The organism is Variovorax sp. dw_308 (assembly GCF_019207085.1).
Taxonomy (GTDB): Bacteria; Pseudomonadota; Gammaproteobacteria; order Burkholderiales; family Burkholderiaceae_C; genus Variovorax.
The window spans coordinates 443305-458748 of sequence record NZ_JAATOM010000005.1; the positions used below are offsets into that span (position 1 = coordinate 443305).

The window sequence follows — 15444 nt, forward strand, 5'->3', positions numbered from 1 at the left end:
CCGGCTCCCTCAGAACAATGGCAGGCCGGTGATGGCCTTGCCGATGAAGTCGTAGAGCACGTCGGATGTCGGCGCCATCACGCTCGCGGCGCGTGCGTCGCGGAACAGCCGCTCGATGCCGACCTCCTTGCGGAAGGCGGCGCCACCGCACACGCGCATCGCGATGTCGGTGACTTCCAATGCGGTTTCGCCGGCGGCGGCCTTGACTTCGAGCACGCGCAACATGGTGTCGGCGCGACCGGCGCCGATGGCCGCGACGGTGTCGTCCAGAAGGGCCTGCGCCATGTCGGTCTTGATGCGCGCGCGGGCCAGGTAGGCGCGGATGGTCGGAAGGTCTGCCAGCGACGAGCCGAGGTGCAGGTGCTTCGTCTGGCTGACGTGGGACACGGCCCGCGACAGCGCGCCATCCATGAGGCCTACCGAGCAGGCCGCGCTCAGCACGGAGAACCACGGCAGCACCACGCCCATCATGACGTCGAAGCCCTTGCCGTCTTCGCCCAGTCGATCGGCCGCGGCGACGCGAACACCCTGCGCCGTGATCGGTGTCGAGGCATTGCCGCGCAGGCCGAGGCCGTCGAAGCTGCCGGGTTGCGACAGGCCATCGGCTTTGGCATCCACGTACCAGAGCGTGCTTGCGCCCTCGGCCGCGAGCGGCTTGCTCGACCAGACGTAGCTGTCCGCCTCGAAGGCCGAGGTCACCCAGCTCTTGCGCGCGTCGAGCAAGATCTGCTCTGCGTCTGCGCGCGCGGTGCCGGTCGGTGCCCAGAAGTGGCTGCGCGAATCCGCTTCGGAGAAGGCCAGCGTGCTCAGGTGCTGGCCCTGCGCGATGGCCTTTCGCACAGTCTCCTTGCCGAACTGTTCGATCACCGCGGTGGCGCAATAGTGCATGCAGAGCACCATGGCGGTGGAGGGGCAGTCTTGCGCGATGCGCGACACGACCTGCGCGGCTTCCTTCATGCCAAGCCCCATGCCGCCCACGGCCGCCGCCGACGTCATGCCAAGCAGGCCTGCCTTGCCCAAGGCCTCGATCACCTCTCGCGGAAAGCGTCCCTCTCGGTCGGTGCGCAAGGCCAGCGGCGCCAGTGTTTCGGCAAGGATGGGGGCGAGTGCGGAGAGATGGTCCATGGTGGTTCTTCTGGTGGAAAAATCTTAGGCCAGCATTTCGTGGAGAAGGGGCAACTGCTCCTCGAAGGCGGCACTGTCTTCGAGGCAGCGCAGGTCGAGCAACAGCCGATCCTCAGCGACCCGGCCGATCACGGGCAACGGCAAGGCGCGCAGCGCAGTGGCGATGGCATCGAGCGCGGTGCCGAGGCCTTTCTTCGCCGTGCCGGCTGGCGCCAGCGCGAGGCCGGCCGACGGCAGCCGCGCCACCGGCAAGGAGCCCGAGCCGATCTGCCCCAGCAACTCGACGACCCCGACCGTGAAGCGCGGTGCCACCGCTGCCGCAACCTTCGGCTGCAACGCCTGCGCCATCGAACGGATCGCATCGGCAGGCCGCGTGAGCATGCGCAGCGTGGGCAAATCTTTGGCGAGCCGCTCGGGCCGCAGATAGAGCATCAACGTCGCCTCGAGCGCGGCCAGCGGCAGCTTGCTCATGCGCAGCGCACGCTTCATCGGGAACTTGCGGATGCGCCCCACGGCCTCCTTGCTGCCGACGATGAGTCCCGCCTGCGGGCCGCCGAGCAGCTTGTCGCCGGAAAAGGTGACGACGTCGCAACCGGCCGCGAGCATCTCCTGGGGCAGGGGCTCGCGCGGCAGGCCGTAGTGCGCCAAGTCGACCAGCGAGCCGCTGCCCAGGTCCGTGGCCAGCGGCACCCCGCGGGCGTGCGCGATGCCGGCGAGCGTGGCCTCGTCGACCGCCGCGGTGAAACCCTGCACCGCGTAGTTGCTGGTGTGCACCTTCATCAGCAGCGCGGTGTTGGCGTTGATGGCGCGTTCGTAGTCCTGCGGATGGGTGCGGTTGGTGGTGCCGACCTCGACCATGCGCGCACCCGCGCTCGCCATCACGTCCGGCATGCGGAAGGCACCGCCGATCTCGACGAGTTCGCCGCGCGAGATGATGACTTCGCGCTCGCGCGCCAACGCGGCAATGCTGAGCAGCACGGCCGCCGCATTGTTGTTGACGACAGTGGCGGCCTGCGCGCCGGTGATGGTGCACAGCAAGTCTTCGACGAGCGAATCGCGGTCGCCACGACCACCCGAGGCCAGGTCGTATTCGAGGTTGTTGGGCGCGGCCATCACCGCGAGCAGGCGCTGCATCGCCGCATCGGCCAGCACCGCGCGACCGAGGTTGGTGTGGATGACGGTGCCGGTCAGGTTCAGCACCGGGCGCATGCGCGGCGCGAGGCGAGCCTGCACGCGCGACGCCAGCGCATCCGCCAACGCATCCGCTTCGATGTGCGCCTTGTTCAAGCTGCCTGCCAGAGCCTGCGCACGCAAGCTGTCCAGCAAGGCACGCGCCTCGTTGGCCACCAGCGTGTGGCCATGTTCATCGAGCAACGCACGCGCCGCTTCCAGCCGAAGCAGCTTGTCCACAGAAGGCAGATCCTGGGGCCTGGCCTTCGAACCGTGAACCACGGATTCGTCGGTCGCAGCCATCAGCCGCCTCCGCCGTCGTCGGGAATGTCGGGCTCGCCGAACAGCAGCATCAGGTTGACGCCGTGGCGCTGGAAGCCCGCTTCGGACACCAGCAGGTCGAGGGTCACGCTGGCCAGGTCGTCGGCCACCGGTTCGACCTGCGCGTCGCGCTCCATGTGCACGATCTTCAGGTAGTGGCCGCATTCATCGCAGGTCTCGGCCTCGACCGGGTGCTTGACGGCCCTGTTGCCCTCCGCGGTTGCGGCGCCGACGGGCTCCAGCGATTGGTACTGGATACCCTTGGTGCCCTCGCAGTGGCTGCACTTGATGCGCACCATGTGCCATTGCGTCGAGCACAGCGAGCAATGCAGGTAGCGGTAGTTGCCGGCCGTCGCATTGACGCGCGAGACGCTGGCGGTCGGATGGCTGCCGCAGCAGGGGCAGGCCGTCGCGTCGTCGGTGCGGCCGAAGGGCGCAAGCCGGCTCTTCTCGCCCGCGGCCTGTGTGGACAACACCAGGTGCGTCCAGTACACCTGCAAGGCCGCGCCGATGAGAGGGGCGGGGCCAAGCTCCAGGCCCAGCATGAGGTTGTGCAGCAGGAGGTCGGCCTGCGCGTCGAGCCATTCGTCGTCGACTTCGCGCAGGGCCTGGACCGTCGCCAGCGCCGGACTGCCGGCCAAGCGCGGCACCAGGCTGTCGAGCAGCGACCGGAAGACCGCCCGCCATGCCGGATCGCGCGGCCAGTCGGTGGCCGGCACGGCAGGCATCCCGAGGCGCGCGGCCGATTCCAGCGCCGCGTCGTCCGGCACCTCCACGGCGGGGCAGTCCTGCAACGCACGGTGCTGCGCATGCACGACCTCGGCCATGAAGATGAGGAAGTCGCGCATCGGATGGCCGGCCGCCAGCTGCCGCAAGCGGATTTCCCTCTCGGCAAAGACGCTGGCACGCTGGGGCAGGACCAGGAAAGGAACCTGCTGCTGTCCGCCCGCGCGAATGGCGATCTCCTCGGGCGTCAGCAGGGGTGCAGCCTGGGTCAAGCTCATCCCTTCATTCTGCGCTCGGCCGCCGATTCCTCCGCGACGATTTCGCGGTACCAGAGCAGGTGGTGCTTGCGCGCCCAGTTGTAGGTGACGGTGCCGCGCATCATGGCGTGGACCGAGCCCTTGACCCAGATCGCCGCATACACGTGCGTGATCACGCCGAGGATCAACGCGATCGCCGACAGCGAATGCACCAGCACGGCGATGCGCCGCAAGGTGATGGGGAAATAGTCGACGAACCACGGCCGCCAGAACATGAAGCCGGTGACGAGCAACAGCAGCAGGCAGATGGTGAAGAGCCAGAACACGCCCTTCTGGCCGGCGTTGTACTTGCCGACCGGCGGCATCGCGTCCTCGTCGCCCTTGATGATCAGGTCCGGGGCCTTGCGCACCCATTGCGTATCGATGGGCTTCCAGAGGTTCTCATGCCAGAACTGGATGAACAGCAAGGCGAAGCCGAACACCATCAGCAGCCCGAAGAAGGGATGCAGGATGCGCGTCCACTGACCGCCACCGAACAGGTTGCTGAAGAAGAACAACGCCGGATGGAAGATCGCCAGGCCCGACAGACCGGCGCAGATGAAGAGCCCCGCCACGAACCAGTGGTTGGCGCGGGTGAGGTCGGTGTAGCGCCGGATGATGTGCTTCATGTCGGCGCTCCTCAGGTATCGGTCTTGTTGCGGGCCGGTGCCTCGTCGATGACGGCATTGGCCAGGGCATCGTCCGGCTCGTCTTCCTCCACTTCCAGCGGGCCGACCTTGTTGTAGTGGAAGAAGCTGACCACCGCCGCGCCGACCATCGCGGCCAGCGCCAGCGGCTTCACGGCGCCCTTCCACAACGAGACCAGCGGGCTGATCGTCGGGTTGTTCGGCAGGCCGTGGTACAGCTCGGGCTTGTCGCCATGCTGGAGCACGTACATCACATGCGTGCCGCCCACGCCCGACGGGTTGTAGACGGCCGCTTGCGCATAGCCGCGCTCCTTCAGGTCCGCGACCCGCTCGCCGCCGTAGTCGAGCATGTCGCTCTTGGTGCCGAAGTGGATGGCACCCGTCGGGCAGGCCTTCACGCAGGCCGGCTCCAGCCCGACCGTGACGCGGTCGGAGCACAGCGAGCACTTGTAGGCCCGGTCGTCCTTCTTGCTGATGCGCGGCACGTCGAAGGGGCAACCCGTGACGCAGTTGCCGCAGCCGATGCAGTTCTCGCTGATGAAGTCGACGATGCCGTTGGTGTACTTGACGATGGCGCCGGGCGCCGGGCACGCCTTGAGGCAGCCGGGGTCTTCGCAGTGCATGCAGCCGTCCTTGCGGATCAGCCATTCGAGCCGCGTCTCCTCGGTGCCGGAGACTTTCATCTCCACCTCGGAGTAGCGCATGACCGTCCACGACTCCGGCGACAGGTCGGCCGGGTTGTCATAGACGCCGACGTTGTTGCCGATGGTGTCGCGCAGGTCGTTCCATTGCATGCAGGCCACCTGGCACGCCTTGCAGCCGATGCAGCTGCTGACATCGATGAGCTTGGCGACTTCCGCCGTGTTGCGCGCGTGCGGCGGTTGCGTGGTGGTGGCCGAGCGGGCGGCGATGTCCAGTGATTGCAGGGATGACATTTTTCTTTTCTCCCTCAGGCCTTCTCGATGTTCACGAGGAAGGACTTGAACTCGGGCGTCTGCGTGTTCGCGTCGCCGACGAAGGGCGTCAGCGTGTTCACCAGGTAGCCGGGCTTGGCCAGTCCGACGAATCCCCAGTGGTTGGGCAGGCCCACCGTGTCGACCTTGTGGCCATCGCAGTCCAGTTGCGGGATGCGCTTGGTCACCAGTGCCACGGCCTTGATGTAGCCGCGGTTGGAAGAGACCTTGACGGTTTCGCCGTTGGCGATGCCCTTGGCCTTGGCCAGTTCCTCGCCGATCTCCACGAACTGCTGCGGCTGGATGATGGCCGAGGTGCGGACGTGCTTGGTCCAGTAGTGGAAGTGCTCCGTCAAGCGGTAGCTGGTGGCCACGTACGGGAAGTCCTTGGCCGTGCCGAAGGCCTCCAGGTCGCCCTTGAAGACACGCGCGGCGGGATTGGACCGCGCCTTCATGTTCTCCGGGTGCATCAGGTTCGTGGCCATCGGCGACTCGAAGGGTTCATAGTGAACCGGCAGCGGGCCTTCGGCCATGCCGGTGGGCGCGAACAGGCGCGAGACACCTTCGGCCGTCATGATGAACGGCTGCACCCGGTCCGGATCGCCCGGGTTCGCGTTGGTGCCGATGTCCGGTACGTCGGATCCACTCCAGGCCTTGCCGTCCCATTGCACCAGGCGCCGGGTGGCATCCCAGGGCTTGCCATCAGGCGCGCTGGAGGCAGCGTTGTAGAGGATGCGCCGGTTGGCCGGCCAGGCCCAGGCCCAGCCCAGCGTCTGGCCGAGGCCCCACGGGTCGGCGTTGTCCCGCCGCGCCATCTGGTTGCCCGCCTGCGTCCATGCGCCCGCGAAGATCCAGCAGCCGGAGGCGGTCGAGCCATCGTCGCGCAGCAGGCCGAAACCCGACAGCTGCTCGCCGGCCTTCGCCAGCACCTTGGTCTTGTCGGCGGGGTCGAGCACGTCGGTGAGCGCCTTGCCGTTGTATTCCATCGCCAGTTCCTCGGGCGAGGGGCTGTGCGGGATCTTGTAAGGCCAGGTGAGGTTGACGATCGGGTCCGGGAAGGCCCCGCCATCCTTCTCGTAGGCGGTCTTCATCCGGTGGAAGATGTCCGCCATGATCTCCGGATCGCCGCGTGCCTCGCCGGGCGGGCTCGCGCCCTTCCAGTGCCACTGGAGCCAGCGGCTCGAATTGGTGGCCGAGCCATCTTCTTCCGCAAAGCAGGTGCACGGCAGGCGGAAGACCGTGGTCTGGATCTCGGCCGTCTTCACGTCGTTGTGATCGCCGAAGTTCTTCCAGAACTCCGAAGTCTCGGTGTTCAGCGGATCGATGGTCACCAGGCACTTGAGCTTCGACAACCCCGCGATGATCTTCTTCTTGTTGGGAAACGACCCCACCGGGTTGAAGCCCTGGCAGATGTAGTTGTTGAGCTTGCCCTGGTTCATCAACTCGAAGGCTTGCAGCACGTCGTACAGCTTGTCGATCTTGGGCAGGTAGTGGAAGGCCCAGTCGTTCTCGGCGGTCGCGGCCTTGCCCCACCACGACTTTTGCAGGCTGACGAAGAATTTCGGATAGTTCTGCCAGTAGCTCATCTGGTTGGGACGCAGCGGCTTCAGGGCGCGGGTCTTGTAGTAGGTGTCGAGGTCCTGTTCCTTGTCGAGCGCCAGCGACATGTAGCCCGGCAACGAGTTCGACAGCAGGCCCAGGTCGGTCAGCCCCTGGATGTTGCTGTGGCCGCGCAGTGCGTTCATGCCGCCGCCGGCAATGCCCATGTTGCCGAGCAGCAACTGCATGATGGCGCCGGTGCGGATGATCTGCGAACCCTGGCTGTGCTGCGTCCAGCCGAGGGCATACATGACCGTCATGGCCCGGTCGGGCACCGCGGTCGAGGCGATCATCTCGCAGACCTTCAGGAACTTGTCCTTCGGCGTGCCGGTGATGCGGGTCACCAGCTCTGGTGTGTAGCGCCCGAAGTGCTTCTTCATGACCTGGAGCACGCAGCGCGGGTGCTCCATCGTCGGGTCGACCTTGGCGAAGCCCTGCTCGTCGAGCTCGTAGCCCCAGCTCGTGTTGTCGTAGCGGCGCTTGGCTTCGTCGTAGCCCGTGAACAGGCCGTCGTTGAAGCCATAGGCCTCGCCGACGATGAAGGGCGCGTTCGTGTAGCTCCTGACGTACTCCTGCTGGATCTTGTTATTGGTGAGCAGGTAATTGATCACGCCGGCGAGGAAGGCGATGTCGCTCCCCGCGCGGATCGGCGCGTAGTAGTCGCTCATGGCCGCAGACCGCGTGAAGCGCGGATCGACGACGACGAGCTTGGCCTTGTTGTTGTGCTTGGCCTCGATCACCCACTTGAAGCCGCACGGGTGCGCCTCGGCGGCATTGCCACCCATGATCAAAACCAGGTTCGCGTTCTTGATGTCCACCCAATGGTTGGTCATCGCACCGCGGCCAAACGTCGGGGCCAGACCGGCCACCGTCGGGCCGTGTCAAACACGCGCCTGGTTGTCGAATACGAGCATCCCCATCGAGCGCATCACCTTGTGCGTGATGTAGCCCGATTCGTTGGACGATGCGGATGCGGCCAGCATGCCGCTGGAAGTCCAGCGGTTGACGACCTGGCCGTCGGCGTTCTTGGCGATGAAGTTGGCATCGCGGTCGGCCTTCAGCAGCTTGGCGATGCGCGACATGGCCTCGTCCCACGAGATGCGCTTCCATTCGCTGCCACCGGGCTCGCGCACCTCGGGGTACTTCAGGCGGCTCGGGCTGTGCACGAAGTCCAGCAGCCCCGCGCCCTTGGGGCACAGCGTGCCGCGGTTGACCGGATGATCGGGGTCGCCCTCGATGTGGATGATGCTGCCGATCACGTTCTTCGCCTTGTCGCCAAGGCTGTACATGATGATGCCGCAACCGACCGAGCAGTACGGGCAGGTGTTGCGCGTTTCCGTGGTGCGCGCGAGCTTGAAGTTGCGCGTCTCGGCCAGGGCCTGCGTGGGCGAGAAGCCCAGCGCGACCAGGCTCGAGGCGGCAAGCCCCGCGCCACTCACACGAAAGAACTGCCGTCGATTCATGTCCATCGATGACCCTCCAGCGGCAACGCGGCCGCGTTGATATCGATCCTCACGGCCAGCTGCTTCCTGCGCTGACCGCCCCCTGTCCTATGGCTTCGCATTCGTGCCGTCGCCGCCAGTCGATTCGGGCGCGCCGCCCTTCGCAGCCCCGCCGTCCTGCTTGCCGCCCGTCATGCCGCCGATGGCGGTCGTGCCTTCGGCGGGACCGGCCGGTGCCGCCGAGGCGGGAAGCTCGCCGCCCGTGTGCGGCTTGATCTCAGACGCTGCCGCGCCGGGAAGCGGCGCGCTGTCCGCCTTGGGTGCAGGCACCGCCGGTGCATTGCGATCGCACGCTGACACGGCCAAGACTGCACCGAGCAAGACCACGACGCGCGCGTATCGGGAGTACATGGCTGCTTTCCTCGAACAAGATGGAGTGGACGCCTGCTGGAGGCGCGCAGCAAGCACGGAAAACCCCTAAAAACAGTGAACTATGGTTGCGTACAACAAGGCGCAACCGAATGCTTCAGTGTGGCGGCGGCAAGGCCAGGACCGCGTCAGCCAAGGCCTCGATCCCCGCGTCGGAAAGGTCCGACGCAACCACGGCGCGGCGCGCCTTCCAGTGGGCGAAGTGGCGTTCCTGCGAGCGCGCGTAATGCGGGTCGTAGTGCCTGCGCATCAGTTCGTCGAACAGCGGCGAGAGCGCATGCTCGCGCGCCCAGGCTTGCCACCGGCCGACCGTTTCCTTGCCCTGCATTTCCTTGAGCAGCCCGAGTTGTCTTGCGAGCGCCTCGGGGTCGTCGCCGAGGTAGGCGTAGTCGCGCAGCAGGTAGGCCAGCCGCGCCTCGGGCGTTGCAACGATCTCGATGCAGTCGCTGGCGCGCATGCGTTCGACCAGCGGGATCGGCAATGTGATCCGGCCGATGCGCGCGCTCTCGCCCTCGACATACACCGTGCGCCCCAGATCGAAGCGCTCCAGCGCCGTGGCCAGCTGCGTCTCGAAGGCCTTCTGCGAGGGCTGCGGCACGCCCGGCAATGCACCCAGCAGCGAACCCTTGTGCCGCGCCATGCCTTCGAGGTCCAGCACCTGTGCGCCGCGTTTCTCCAGCGCCTGGAGCACGCGCGTCTTGGCGCTGCCGGTGGCACCGCAGACGACATGCAATCTCAGTTGCGGAATGAACGCCGCCAGCTCATCGAGCACGTGGTGCCTGAAGCTCTTGTAGCCGCCGGCCAACTGCTGCGCATCCCAGCCGACTAGGCGCAGCCACGTGACCATCGAGCCGCTGCGCAGCCCGCCGCGCCAGCAATACACCAGCGGCTTCCAGCCGGCCGGCTTGTCCGCGAAGCTTTCGTTGAGGTGACGCGCCAGGTTGGCGGCGACCATCGCGCCGCCCACGCGCCGCGCCTCGAAGGCGCCGGTCTGCTTGTAGAGGGTGCCGACGATGCGGCGCTCGTCGTCGTCGAGCACCGGGCAGTTGATGGCGCCGGGGATGTGGTCGAGCGCGAACTCGGCGGGCGAGCGCGCGTCGATCAGCGCGTCGAATTCGTGGATGTCCGCGACGCGAACGGGGCCGCGATGGGTCATGGGCTTATTCTCATGGGCATGGAACCAATCGCTCTCACACGTTTCTCGCACGGCGGCGGTTGCGGCTGCAAGATCGCCCCCGGCTTGCTGGCGGAGATTCTGGCACGCGCACCGCAGGGCCTGGTGCCGCCGGAACTGCTGGTCGGCACGGAGACCAGCGACGACGCGGCCGTCTACCGCCTCAACGACACGCAGGCGCTGGTCGCCACTACCGACTTCTTCACGCCGATCGTCGACGACCCGTTCGACTTCGGCCGCATCGCCGCGACCAACGCGCTGTCCGACATCTACGCGATGGGCGGCACGCCGATCATGGCGCTGGCGCTGGTCGGCATGCCGATCGACAAGCTGCCGCCCGAGGTGATCGGGCGGGTGCTCGAAGGCGGCGCGAGCATCTGCCGCGAGGCCGGCATCCCGATCGCGGGCGGCCACAGCATCGACGTGCTGGAGCCGATCTACGGGCTGGTCGGGCTAGGTCTGGTGCATCCGGACCGCGTGCGGCGCAACTCGGCGGCCGAGGCGGGCGACGTGCTGGTGCTGGGCAAGCCGCTGGGCGTGGGCATCCTGTCGGCGGCGCTCAAGAAGGGGCTGCTGGATGCGGCGGGCTACGCGGAGATGATCCGGCACACCACGCAGCTCAACCGCGTCGGCACAGCACTCGCCGGCCTCGACGGACTGCATGCGATGACCGACGTGACCGGCTTCGGCCTGGCCGGCCATCTGCTGGAGATCTGCCGCGGCTCGGGGCTCGCGGCCGATGTTTCGCTCAGTGCGCTGCCGCTGATCGAGAGCGCCGTGCCGTTCGCGCGGCAGGGCATCGTCACGGGTGCGTCGGGGCGCAACTGGGCCGGCTACGGCGGGCAGATCGCCTGGCCGGAAGCGGCCGCGGACTGGCAGCGCGCGCTGGTGTCGGATCCGCAGACCAGCGGCGGCCTGCTCGTCAGCTGCAGTCCTAACAGCGCGCCTGCCGTGCTCGATGCGTTCCGCAAGGCGGGGTTCATGCAGGCGGCCGCTGTCGGCGCCATGCGGGCCGTGGCGCCAGGCAATGCACCGAGCGTGTCGTTCGCAGCCTGAAACCTTTGCGTGTGCAGGTCGCAAGCTCACCGGGGCACCTGCGAGAGAATCACCCCCCATGCAAATCACCAAAGACACCGTCGTCACCCTGCGCTACAAGGTCGCGGATGCCAAGGGCAAGCTCATCGAGGAGAGCAAGGACCCGATGGTCTATCTCCACGGCGGCTACGGCAACACTCTGCCCAAGATCGAGGCCGCGCTCGACGGGCGCATGCCCGGCTACCAGGTCACGCTGGAGCTGAAGCCCGAGGACGGCTTCGGCGAGCGCGACGAATCGCTGGTGCGCACCATCCCCAAGTCGGAATTCCCGCCCGGCGTGAAGGTCGGCGGCCAACTCGAAGGGCGCAACGACAAGGGCGAGCAGCAGATCTTCAACGTCGTGAAGATCAAGGGCCCTGTCGTGATGCTCGACGGCAACCATCCGCTGGCCGGCATGGAGCTTCGCTTCAGCCTCAAGGTCACCGAGGTGCGCCCAGCTTCCGAGGAAGAGATCGCGCATCGCCACGTGCATGGCGAGCACGGCCATCACCATTGAACGCCACCACGATCGGGCACTCCATGACCACCGTCGACCCCAAGCGCTCAGCCCGCGCCGCTGACCAGAAGAAGATGCCGCTGTGCGCGAGCTGCGCCGGCATCCAGCGCAACTGGCGCAAGGCCCCGGGCCATGCCGAGCTGGTGCAGCAGTCCACCCGCAAGGAAGAGCGCGAGGGGCATTCGGTGAACGTCACCACCTACCGCTGCGACGCCTGCGGCACCAAGTGGGAATACGAGAACGACAAGACCAACCAGAAGGCGGGTTGGTCGGTGGTCGGGCAATAGCGATCCGTCGCGCGGCGCCGGTCCCATGCGCATCCGCGACTTCCGACCCGGCGCCGACGAAGCCGCGCTGCGCGCCGTCTTCCGCGCCTCCGTCCACCAGATGGGCACGGCCTGGTACACCCCGGCGCAACTCGAAGCCTGGGCGCCGCGCGACTACGACGCCGCCGCGTGGGCCGAAGGGCTGCGCAGCAACCGGCCCTTCGTCGCCGAATTCGAAGGCCGTATCGCCGGCTTTGCCGACCTGCAGGACGCGGGCCTCATCGATCATTTCTTCGTCGACGGCGCATTCGGCGGCCGCGGCGTCGGCACCGCGCTGATGGCGCATCTGCACCAGTCGGCTCATGCACGCGGCATCGGCCAACTGCACGCGGACGTCAGCCTTTCCGCCGAAGGCTTCTTCTTCCGCTGCGGCTTCGTCGTCGAACAGCGCCAGCAGGTCGACGTGCGTGGCGAACGCCTGCGCAACGCGCGCATGCGCAAGATGCTGGGCACCACAGCCGGCGACTGAGAAGGTGTGAATATTTCTACTGCGGCCACCGATCTCGGGCCTGCGGTCCTCACCGCACGAGAGTGCGGCTCCGGTCCTCAACCCGACCTCGGCGCCCTCGCTACGAAATCTTCACACCTTCTGAGCGTTGCTACGACCTGAATGCGCTCACCCTGTCGAGCACCGCGCGCACCACGCTCCAGGCCGCGAGCGCTGAGGTCTTGGGGTTGTCCGGCGAGGGCAGGTTGTGCGAGCAGAAATCGAGCCGGCCGAAGGCACCCGATGCCTCGATGTGATGCACGTTGCACTGCACGCAGGGGTCGGCGATGAGGGTGACGCGGGTCTTGTCCAGCCCCACGCCGGACAACGCGATGGTGGCCGCGACGTTGGCGTTCTGCGGGTACTTGAGCGCCGCGTCTCGCGCGCTGCCTTCGAAGATGACGGTGGGCTGCGTCAACGCGTCCAGCGCCCCTGGCGCATCGGCGGGCGTGCCCTCCCAGGCGGCCGGTGGCTTGCGGCCGGTGTAGTGCACGCGGTCGAGTCCGCCGATGGCCGCCGCGGCCAACGCATCGAGCGAGCCGATCGCGCCGCTCATGAGTTGCGCGGTGGTGCCGCCTTGCTGGGCGGCGCCGCGCACGGCCGCCTGCACCTGCGGCGCGGCCAGTGCGCCGACCGAGCAGATGAAGCAGGGCACGCCGTTGCGCAAGGCCGGCACCACGTGCTGGGTCACGGCGGCCTCGCCAGCCATCTCGATGACGAGGTCGCAGTAGTCGTTGGGCACGGACGAATACACCGGCACGTCGCGCCAGGTCCGGGCCGAGGCGTCGGCACGCACCACCGCGGTGATCTGCAGCGCGTTGTGATACGGCGCGAGGCGGTCGAAGACCTCGGTCGCAATGGCACCAGCACCGATGAATGTCACATGCATCATGTCAGGGCTTCCTTCGCGTCGGCGACCGAGCGAACAGCACCAGCGCAATGCCGCCGAGGATCGCTGCAGAGCAGGCAATTAAGCGCGGCGTAATGGCTTCCGTCAACATCAGCGCGCCGCCCAGCGCGGCGATCAACGGCACCGACAATTGGACCGTCGCTGCCCGCATCGCGGAAAGATGGGATAGCGCGGCGTACCAGATCACGTACCCCAGGCCCGAGGTGATGGCGCCGGATGCGACGGCCAGCGCGACGCCGCTGGCGTTCGCATGCACGCCCTGCACGAACAGCAGGTTGAGCAGCAACCCCCACGGCGCCGCCCAGGCGAAATTGCGTGCGGTGGCGGCCAGCGGATCGGTCACGCCGCGACCTCGCAGCGAGTACACGCCCCATGCGACGCCGGCAATGGCCATCAGCGCGGCGCCCAGTAGCGGCGGGGCAGCGACGCCCGGCGACACGAGATAGACGAGGCCGCCGACTGCCAGCGCCAGGCCGGCCAGCGCCACCGTGTCGAAGCGCTCGCCCGCACGCAGGCCCGCGCCGAACATCGTCAGTTGCACCGCGCCGAACAGGATCAGCGCACCCGTGCCGGCCGACAGGCTCAGGTACGCGAATGAAAAGCAGCCCACGTAGGCGAACAGCATGAGCGGCGCAACCCGGTCCACTGCGCCACGCGGCGCGGGCTGCGAGCGCATGCGAACGATGAGGGCAAGCGCCAGCGCGCCCGACACCAGCCGGATGCTGCCGAAGCTCGCCGGGTCGATGCCGGCCTGTTGCAGCGCGGCCCGGCAGAGCAGCGAGTTGGCGGCGAAGGCGAGCATCGCCGCCGCGGTGAGCGCGATCGTCTTGAAGGTGGGCATGGGCGTGCGTGGTTTTGCGCCAATCTTGCCCGCCTGCACGTCCCTGCGCAAAGGGATAGATTGCGGGGCTTCGTCTTCGCAAGCAACGCAAGGATTCATCACCATGGAACATCGGCGTCTCGGCCACTCCGGCCTGCGCGTGCCCGCGCTCAGCTTCGGCACAGGCACCTTCGGCGGCGGCAACGACTTCTTCAAGGCCTGGGGCTCGACCGACGCGGGCGGCGCCACAAGGCTCATCGACGTGTGCCTGGACCACGGCGTGTCGATGTTCGACAGCGCCGACGGCTACTCCTCGGGGCTGGCCGAGGAGATCCTTGGCCAGGCCATCAAGGGCAAGCGCAACCGGCTGCTGATCTCGACCAAGGCCACCTTTCCGTCGGGCGACGGACCCAACGACTACGGCTCGTCACGGCAGCACTTGATCGACGCGGTCGACAAGGCGCTGCTGCGGCTCGGCGTCGAACACATCGACCTGCTGCAGTTGCACGGACAGGACTACAACACACCGGTCGAGGAGACCTTGTCGACGCTCGACCAGATCGTGCGCTCGGGCAAGGTGCGCTATATCGGCTGCTCGAACTTCTCGGGCTGGCACCTGATGAAGTCGCTGGCCGTGTCGGACCGCCACGGCTGGCCGCGGCACGTGGCGCACCAGGCCTACTACTCGCTGCTGAACCGCGACTACGAGTGGGAGCTGATGCCGCTCGGCCTCGACCAGGGCGTGGGCGCGGTGATCTGGAGCCCGCTGGGCTGGGGCAAGCTCACCGGCAAGATCCGCCGCGGCCAGCCGGCCAAGCCCGGCACGCGCGCGCACGACATCGCGGGCACCGGGCCGCAATTCGAGGAAGAGCGGCTGTTCCGCATCGTCGACGCGCTGGATGCCGTGGCCGCCGAAACGGGCAAGACCATTCCGCAGGTGGCGCTGAACTGGCTGCTGCAACGGCCGACCGTGGCCAGCGTGATCATCGGCGCGCGCGACGAGGCGCAACTGGTGCAGAACATCGGCGCGGTCGGGTGGAAGCTGACGACCGAGCAGGTGGCGGCGCTGGATGCGGCGAGCGATGTGCCGGCGGCGTACCCGGTGTGGCACCAGCGCGGGTTTCCGATGCTCAACGAGCGGGGCCAGCGCTGAGGTGAGTGCCGGCTGACAGATTCGCGCGGCGCCGCACGCCTTGAGTCGACGCGTCGCCCGCTAACGTCGAGGGGCGTATCGGCCTTCGGCTCGTCGCTGAAACGCGGCGCGGCGGTCCACCGCCGTGCGCCAAAACCATGCCCAGTGCACCACGATGGGTTACCACGGGCCGGAGTCGCCTTGCGTGACTAAGCCAATCGTTCTCCTCACCAGCGAACTGCCACGACCGACCCGGTGGAACGGCTCTTGCTAAATGCTTTCCAGCGCAGGGCGAA

15 protein-coding genes are annotated in these 15444 nt (G+C 67.4%); 5 read left to right on the forward strand and 10 right to left on the reverse strand.

The annotated features are described in order from the left end of the window. Positions 1–9: 9 nt before the first annotated feature. The 8 genes from HCU76_RS13920 to mnmH all read right to left on the reverse strand — a co-directional run bounded on the left by HCU76_RS13920 (position 10) and on the right by mnmH (position 9864). Positions 10–1125 (reverse strand): acyl-CoA dehydrogenase family protein, encoded by a 1116-nt coding sequence (locus tag HCU76_RS13920; RefSeq protein WP_218509652.1) that lies wholly within the window; start codon positions 1123–1125, stop codon positions 10–12. Between the two features lie 24 nt (positions 1126–1149). Further along, on the reverse strand, positions 1150–2598 hold the full coding sequence (gene selA / locus HCU76_RS13925; RefSeq protein WP_218509653.1) for an L-seryl-tRNA(Sec) selenium transferase: 1449 nt from the start codon (positions 2596–2598) through the stop codon (positions 1150–1152). Continuing rightward, positions 2598–3620 (reverse strand): formate dehydrogenase accessory protein FdhE, encoded by a 1023-nt coding sequence (fdhE, locus tag HCU76_RS13930; RefSeq protein ID WP_218509654.1) that lies wholly within the window; start codon positions 3618–3620, stop codon positions 2598–2600. Before fdhE ends, selA begins: the two co-directional genes overlap by 1 nt. Then, complete coding sequence (locus tag HCU76_RS13935) at positions 3617–4267, reverse strand: formate dehydrogenase subunit gamma (RefSeq protein WP_218509655.1); 651 nt, start codon at positions 4265–4267, stop codon at positions 3617–3619. The genes fdhE and HCU76_RS13935 overlap by 4 nt, the downstream gene beginning before the upstream one ends. 11 nt (positions 4268–4278) lie before the next feature. Continuing rightward, a complete protein-coding gene (fdxH, locus tag HCU76_RS13940; RefSeq protein WP_218509656.1) occupies positions 4279–5220 on the reverse strand; it encodes a formate dehydrogenase subunit beta in 942 nt (313 codons plus the stop codon). Between the two features lie 14 nt (positions 5221–5234). Continuing rightward, the gene (fdnG, locus tag HCU76_RS13945; RefSeq protein ID WP_218509657.1) at positions 5235–8306 is read right to left on the reverse strand and encodes a formate dehydrogenase-N subunit alpha; all 3072 of its coding nucleotides are present in this window, start codon (positions 8304–8306) and stop codon (positions 5235–5237) included. An 81-nt stretch (positions 8307–8387) separates the two neighbouring features. Further along, positions 8388–8690 carry a hypothetical protein gene (locus tag HCU76_RS13950; RefSeq protein ID WP_218509658.1) on the reverse strand — a complete coding sequence of 101 codons (303 nt, stop codon included), beginning with the start codon at positions 8688–8690 and terminating at the stop codon, positions 8388–8390. Between the two features lie 115 nt (positions 8691–8805). Then, positions 8806–9864, reverse strand: a complete 1059-nt coding sequence (gene mnmH / locus HCU76_RS13955) for a tRNA 2-selenouridine(34) synthase MnmH (protein WP_218509659.1) — start codon at positions 9862–9864, stop codon at positions 8806–8808. An 18-nt stretch (positions 9865–9882) separates the two neighbouring features. Between mnmH and selD the strand changes: the two genes are divergently transcribed. Genes selD through HCU76_RS13975 form a run of 4 tightly spaced genes read left to right on the forward strand, consistent with a single transcriptional unit; the run spans position 9883 to position 12268 of the window. Further along, positions 9883–10938 carry a selenide, water dikinase SelD gene (gene selD, locus HCU76_RS13960; protein ID WP_256354169.1) on the forward strand — a complete coding sequence of 352 codons (1056 nt, stop codon included), beginning with the start codon at positions 9883–9885 and terminating at the stop codon, positions 10936–10938. A gap of 58 nt (positions 10939–10996) precedes the next feature. Then, positions 10997–11473, forward strand: a complete 477-nt coding sequence (locus HCU76_RS13965; RefSeq protein ID WP_218509661.1) for a peptidylprolyl isomerase — start codon at positions 10997–10999, stop codon at positions 11471–11473. 23 nt (positions 11474–11496) lie between these two features. Then, positions 11497–11760 (forward strand): hypothetical protein, encoded by a 264-nt coding sequence (locus HCU76_RS13970; RefSeq protein ID WP_218509662.1) that lies wholly within the window; start codon positions 11497–11499, stop codon positions 11758–11760. A 25-nt stretch (positions 11761–11785) separates the two neighbouring features. Further along, complete coding sequence (locus HCU76_RS13975; protein WP_218509663.1) at positions 11786–12268, forward strand: GNAT family N-acetyltransferase; 483 nt, start codon at positions 11786–11788, stop codon at positions 12266–12268. A 130-nt stretch (positions 12269–12398) separates the two neighbouring features. On the opposite strand, the gene HCU76_RS13980 is transcribed toward HCU76_RS13975, so the two are convergent. Both HCU76_RS13980 and HCU76_RS13985 read right to left on the reverse strand, forming a co-directional pair. Beyond that, positions 12399–13178: an aspartate dehydrogenase gene (locus HCU76_RS13980; protein WP_213957253.1), complete on the reverse strand. Its 780-nt coding sequence runs from the start codon at positions 13176–13178 to the stop codon at positions 12399–12401. Position 13179: 1 nt separating this feature from the next. Beyond that, positions 13180–14037, reverse strand: a complete 858-nt coding sequence (locus tag HCU76_RS13985) for a DMT family transporter (RefSeq protein WP_213957254.1) — start codon at positions 14035–14037, stop codon at positions 13180–13182. Between the two features lie 103 nt (positions 14038–14140). On the opposite strand from HCU76_RS13985, the gene HCU76_RS13990 reads away from it, so the two are divergent. Further along, positions 14141–15169: an aldo/keto reductase gene (locus HCU76_RS13990; RefSeq protein WP_213957255.1), complete on the forward strand. Its 1029-nt coding sequence runs from the start codon at positions 14141–14143 to the stop codon at positions 15167–15169. Positions 15170–15444: the final 275 nt, after the last annotated feature.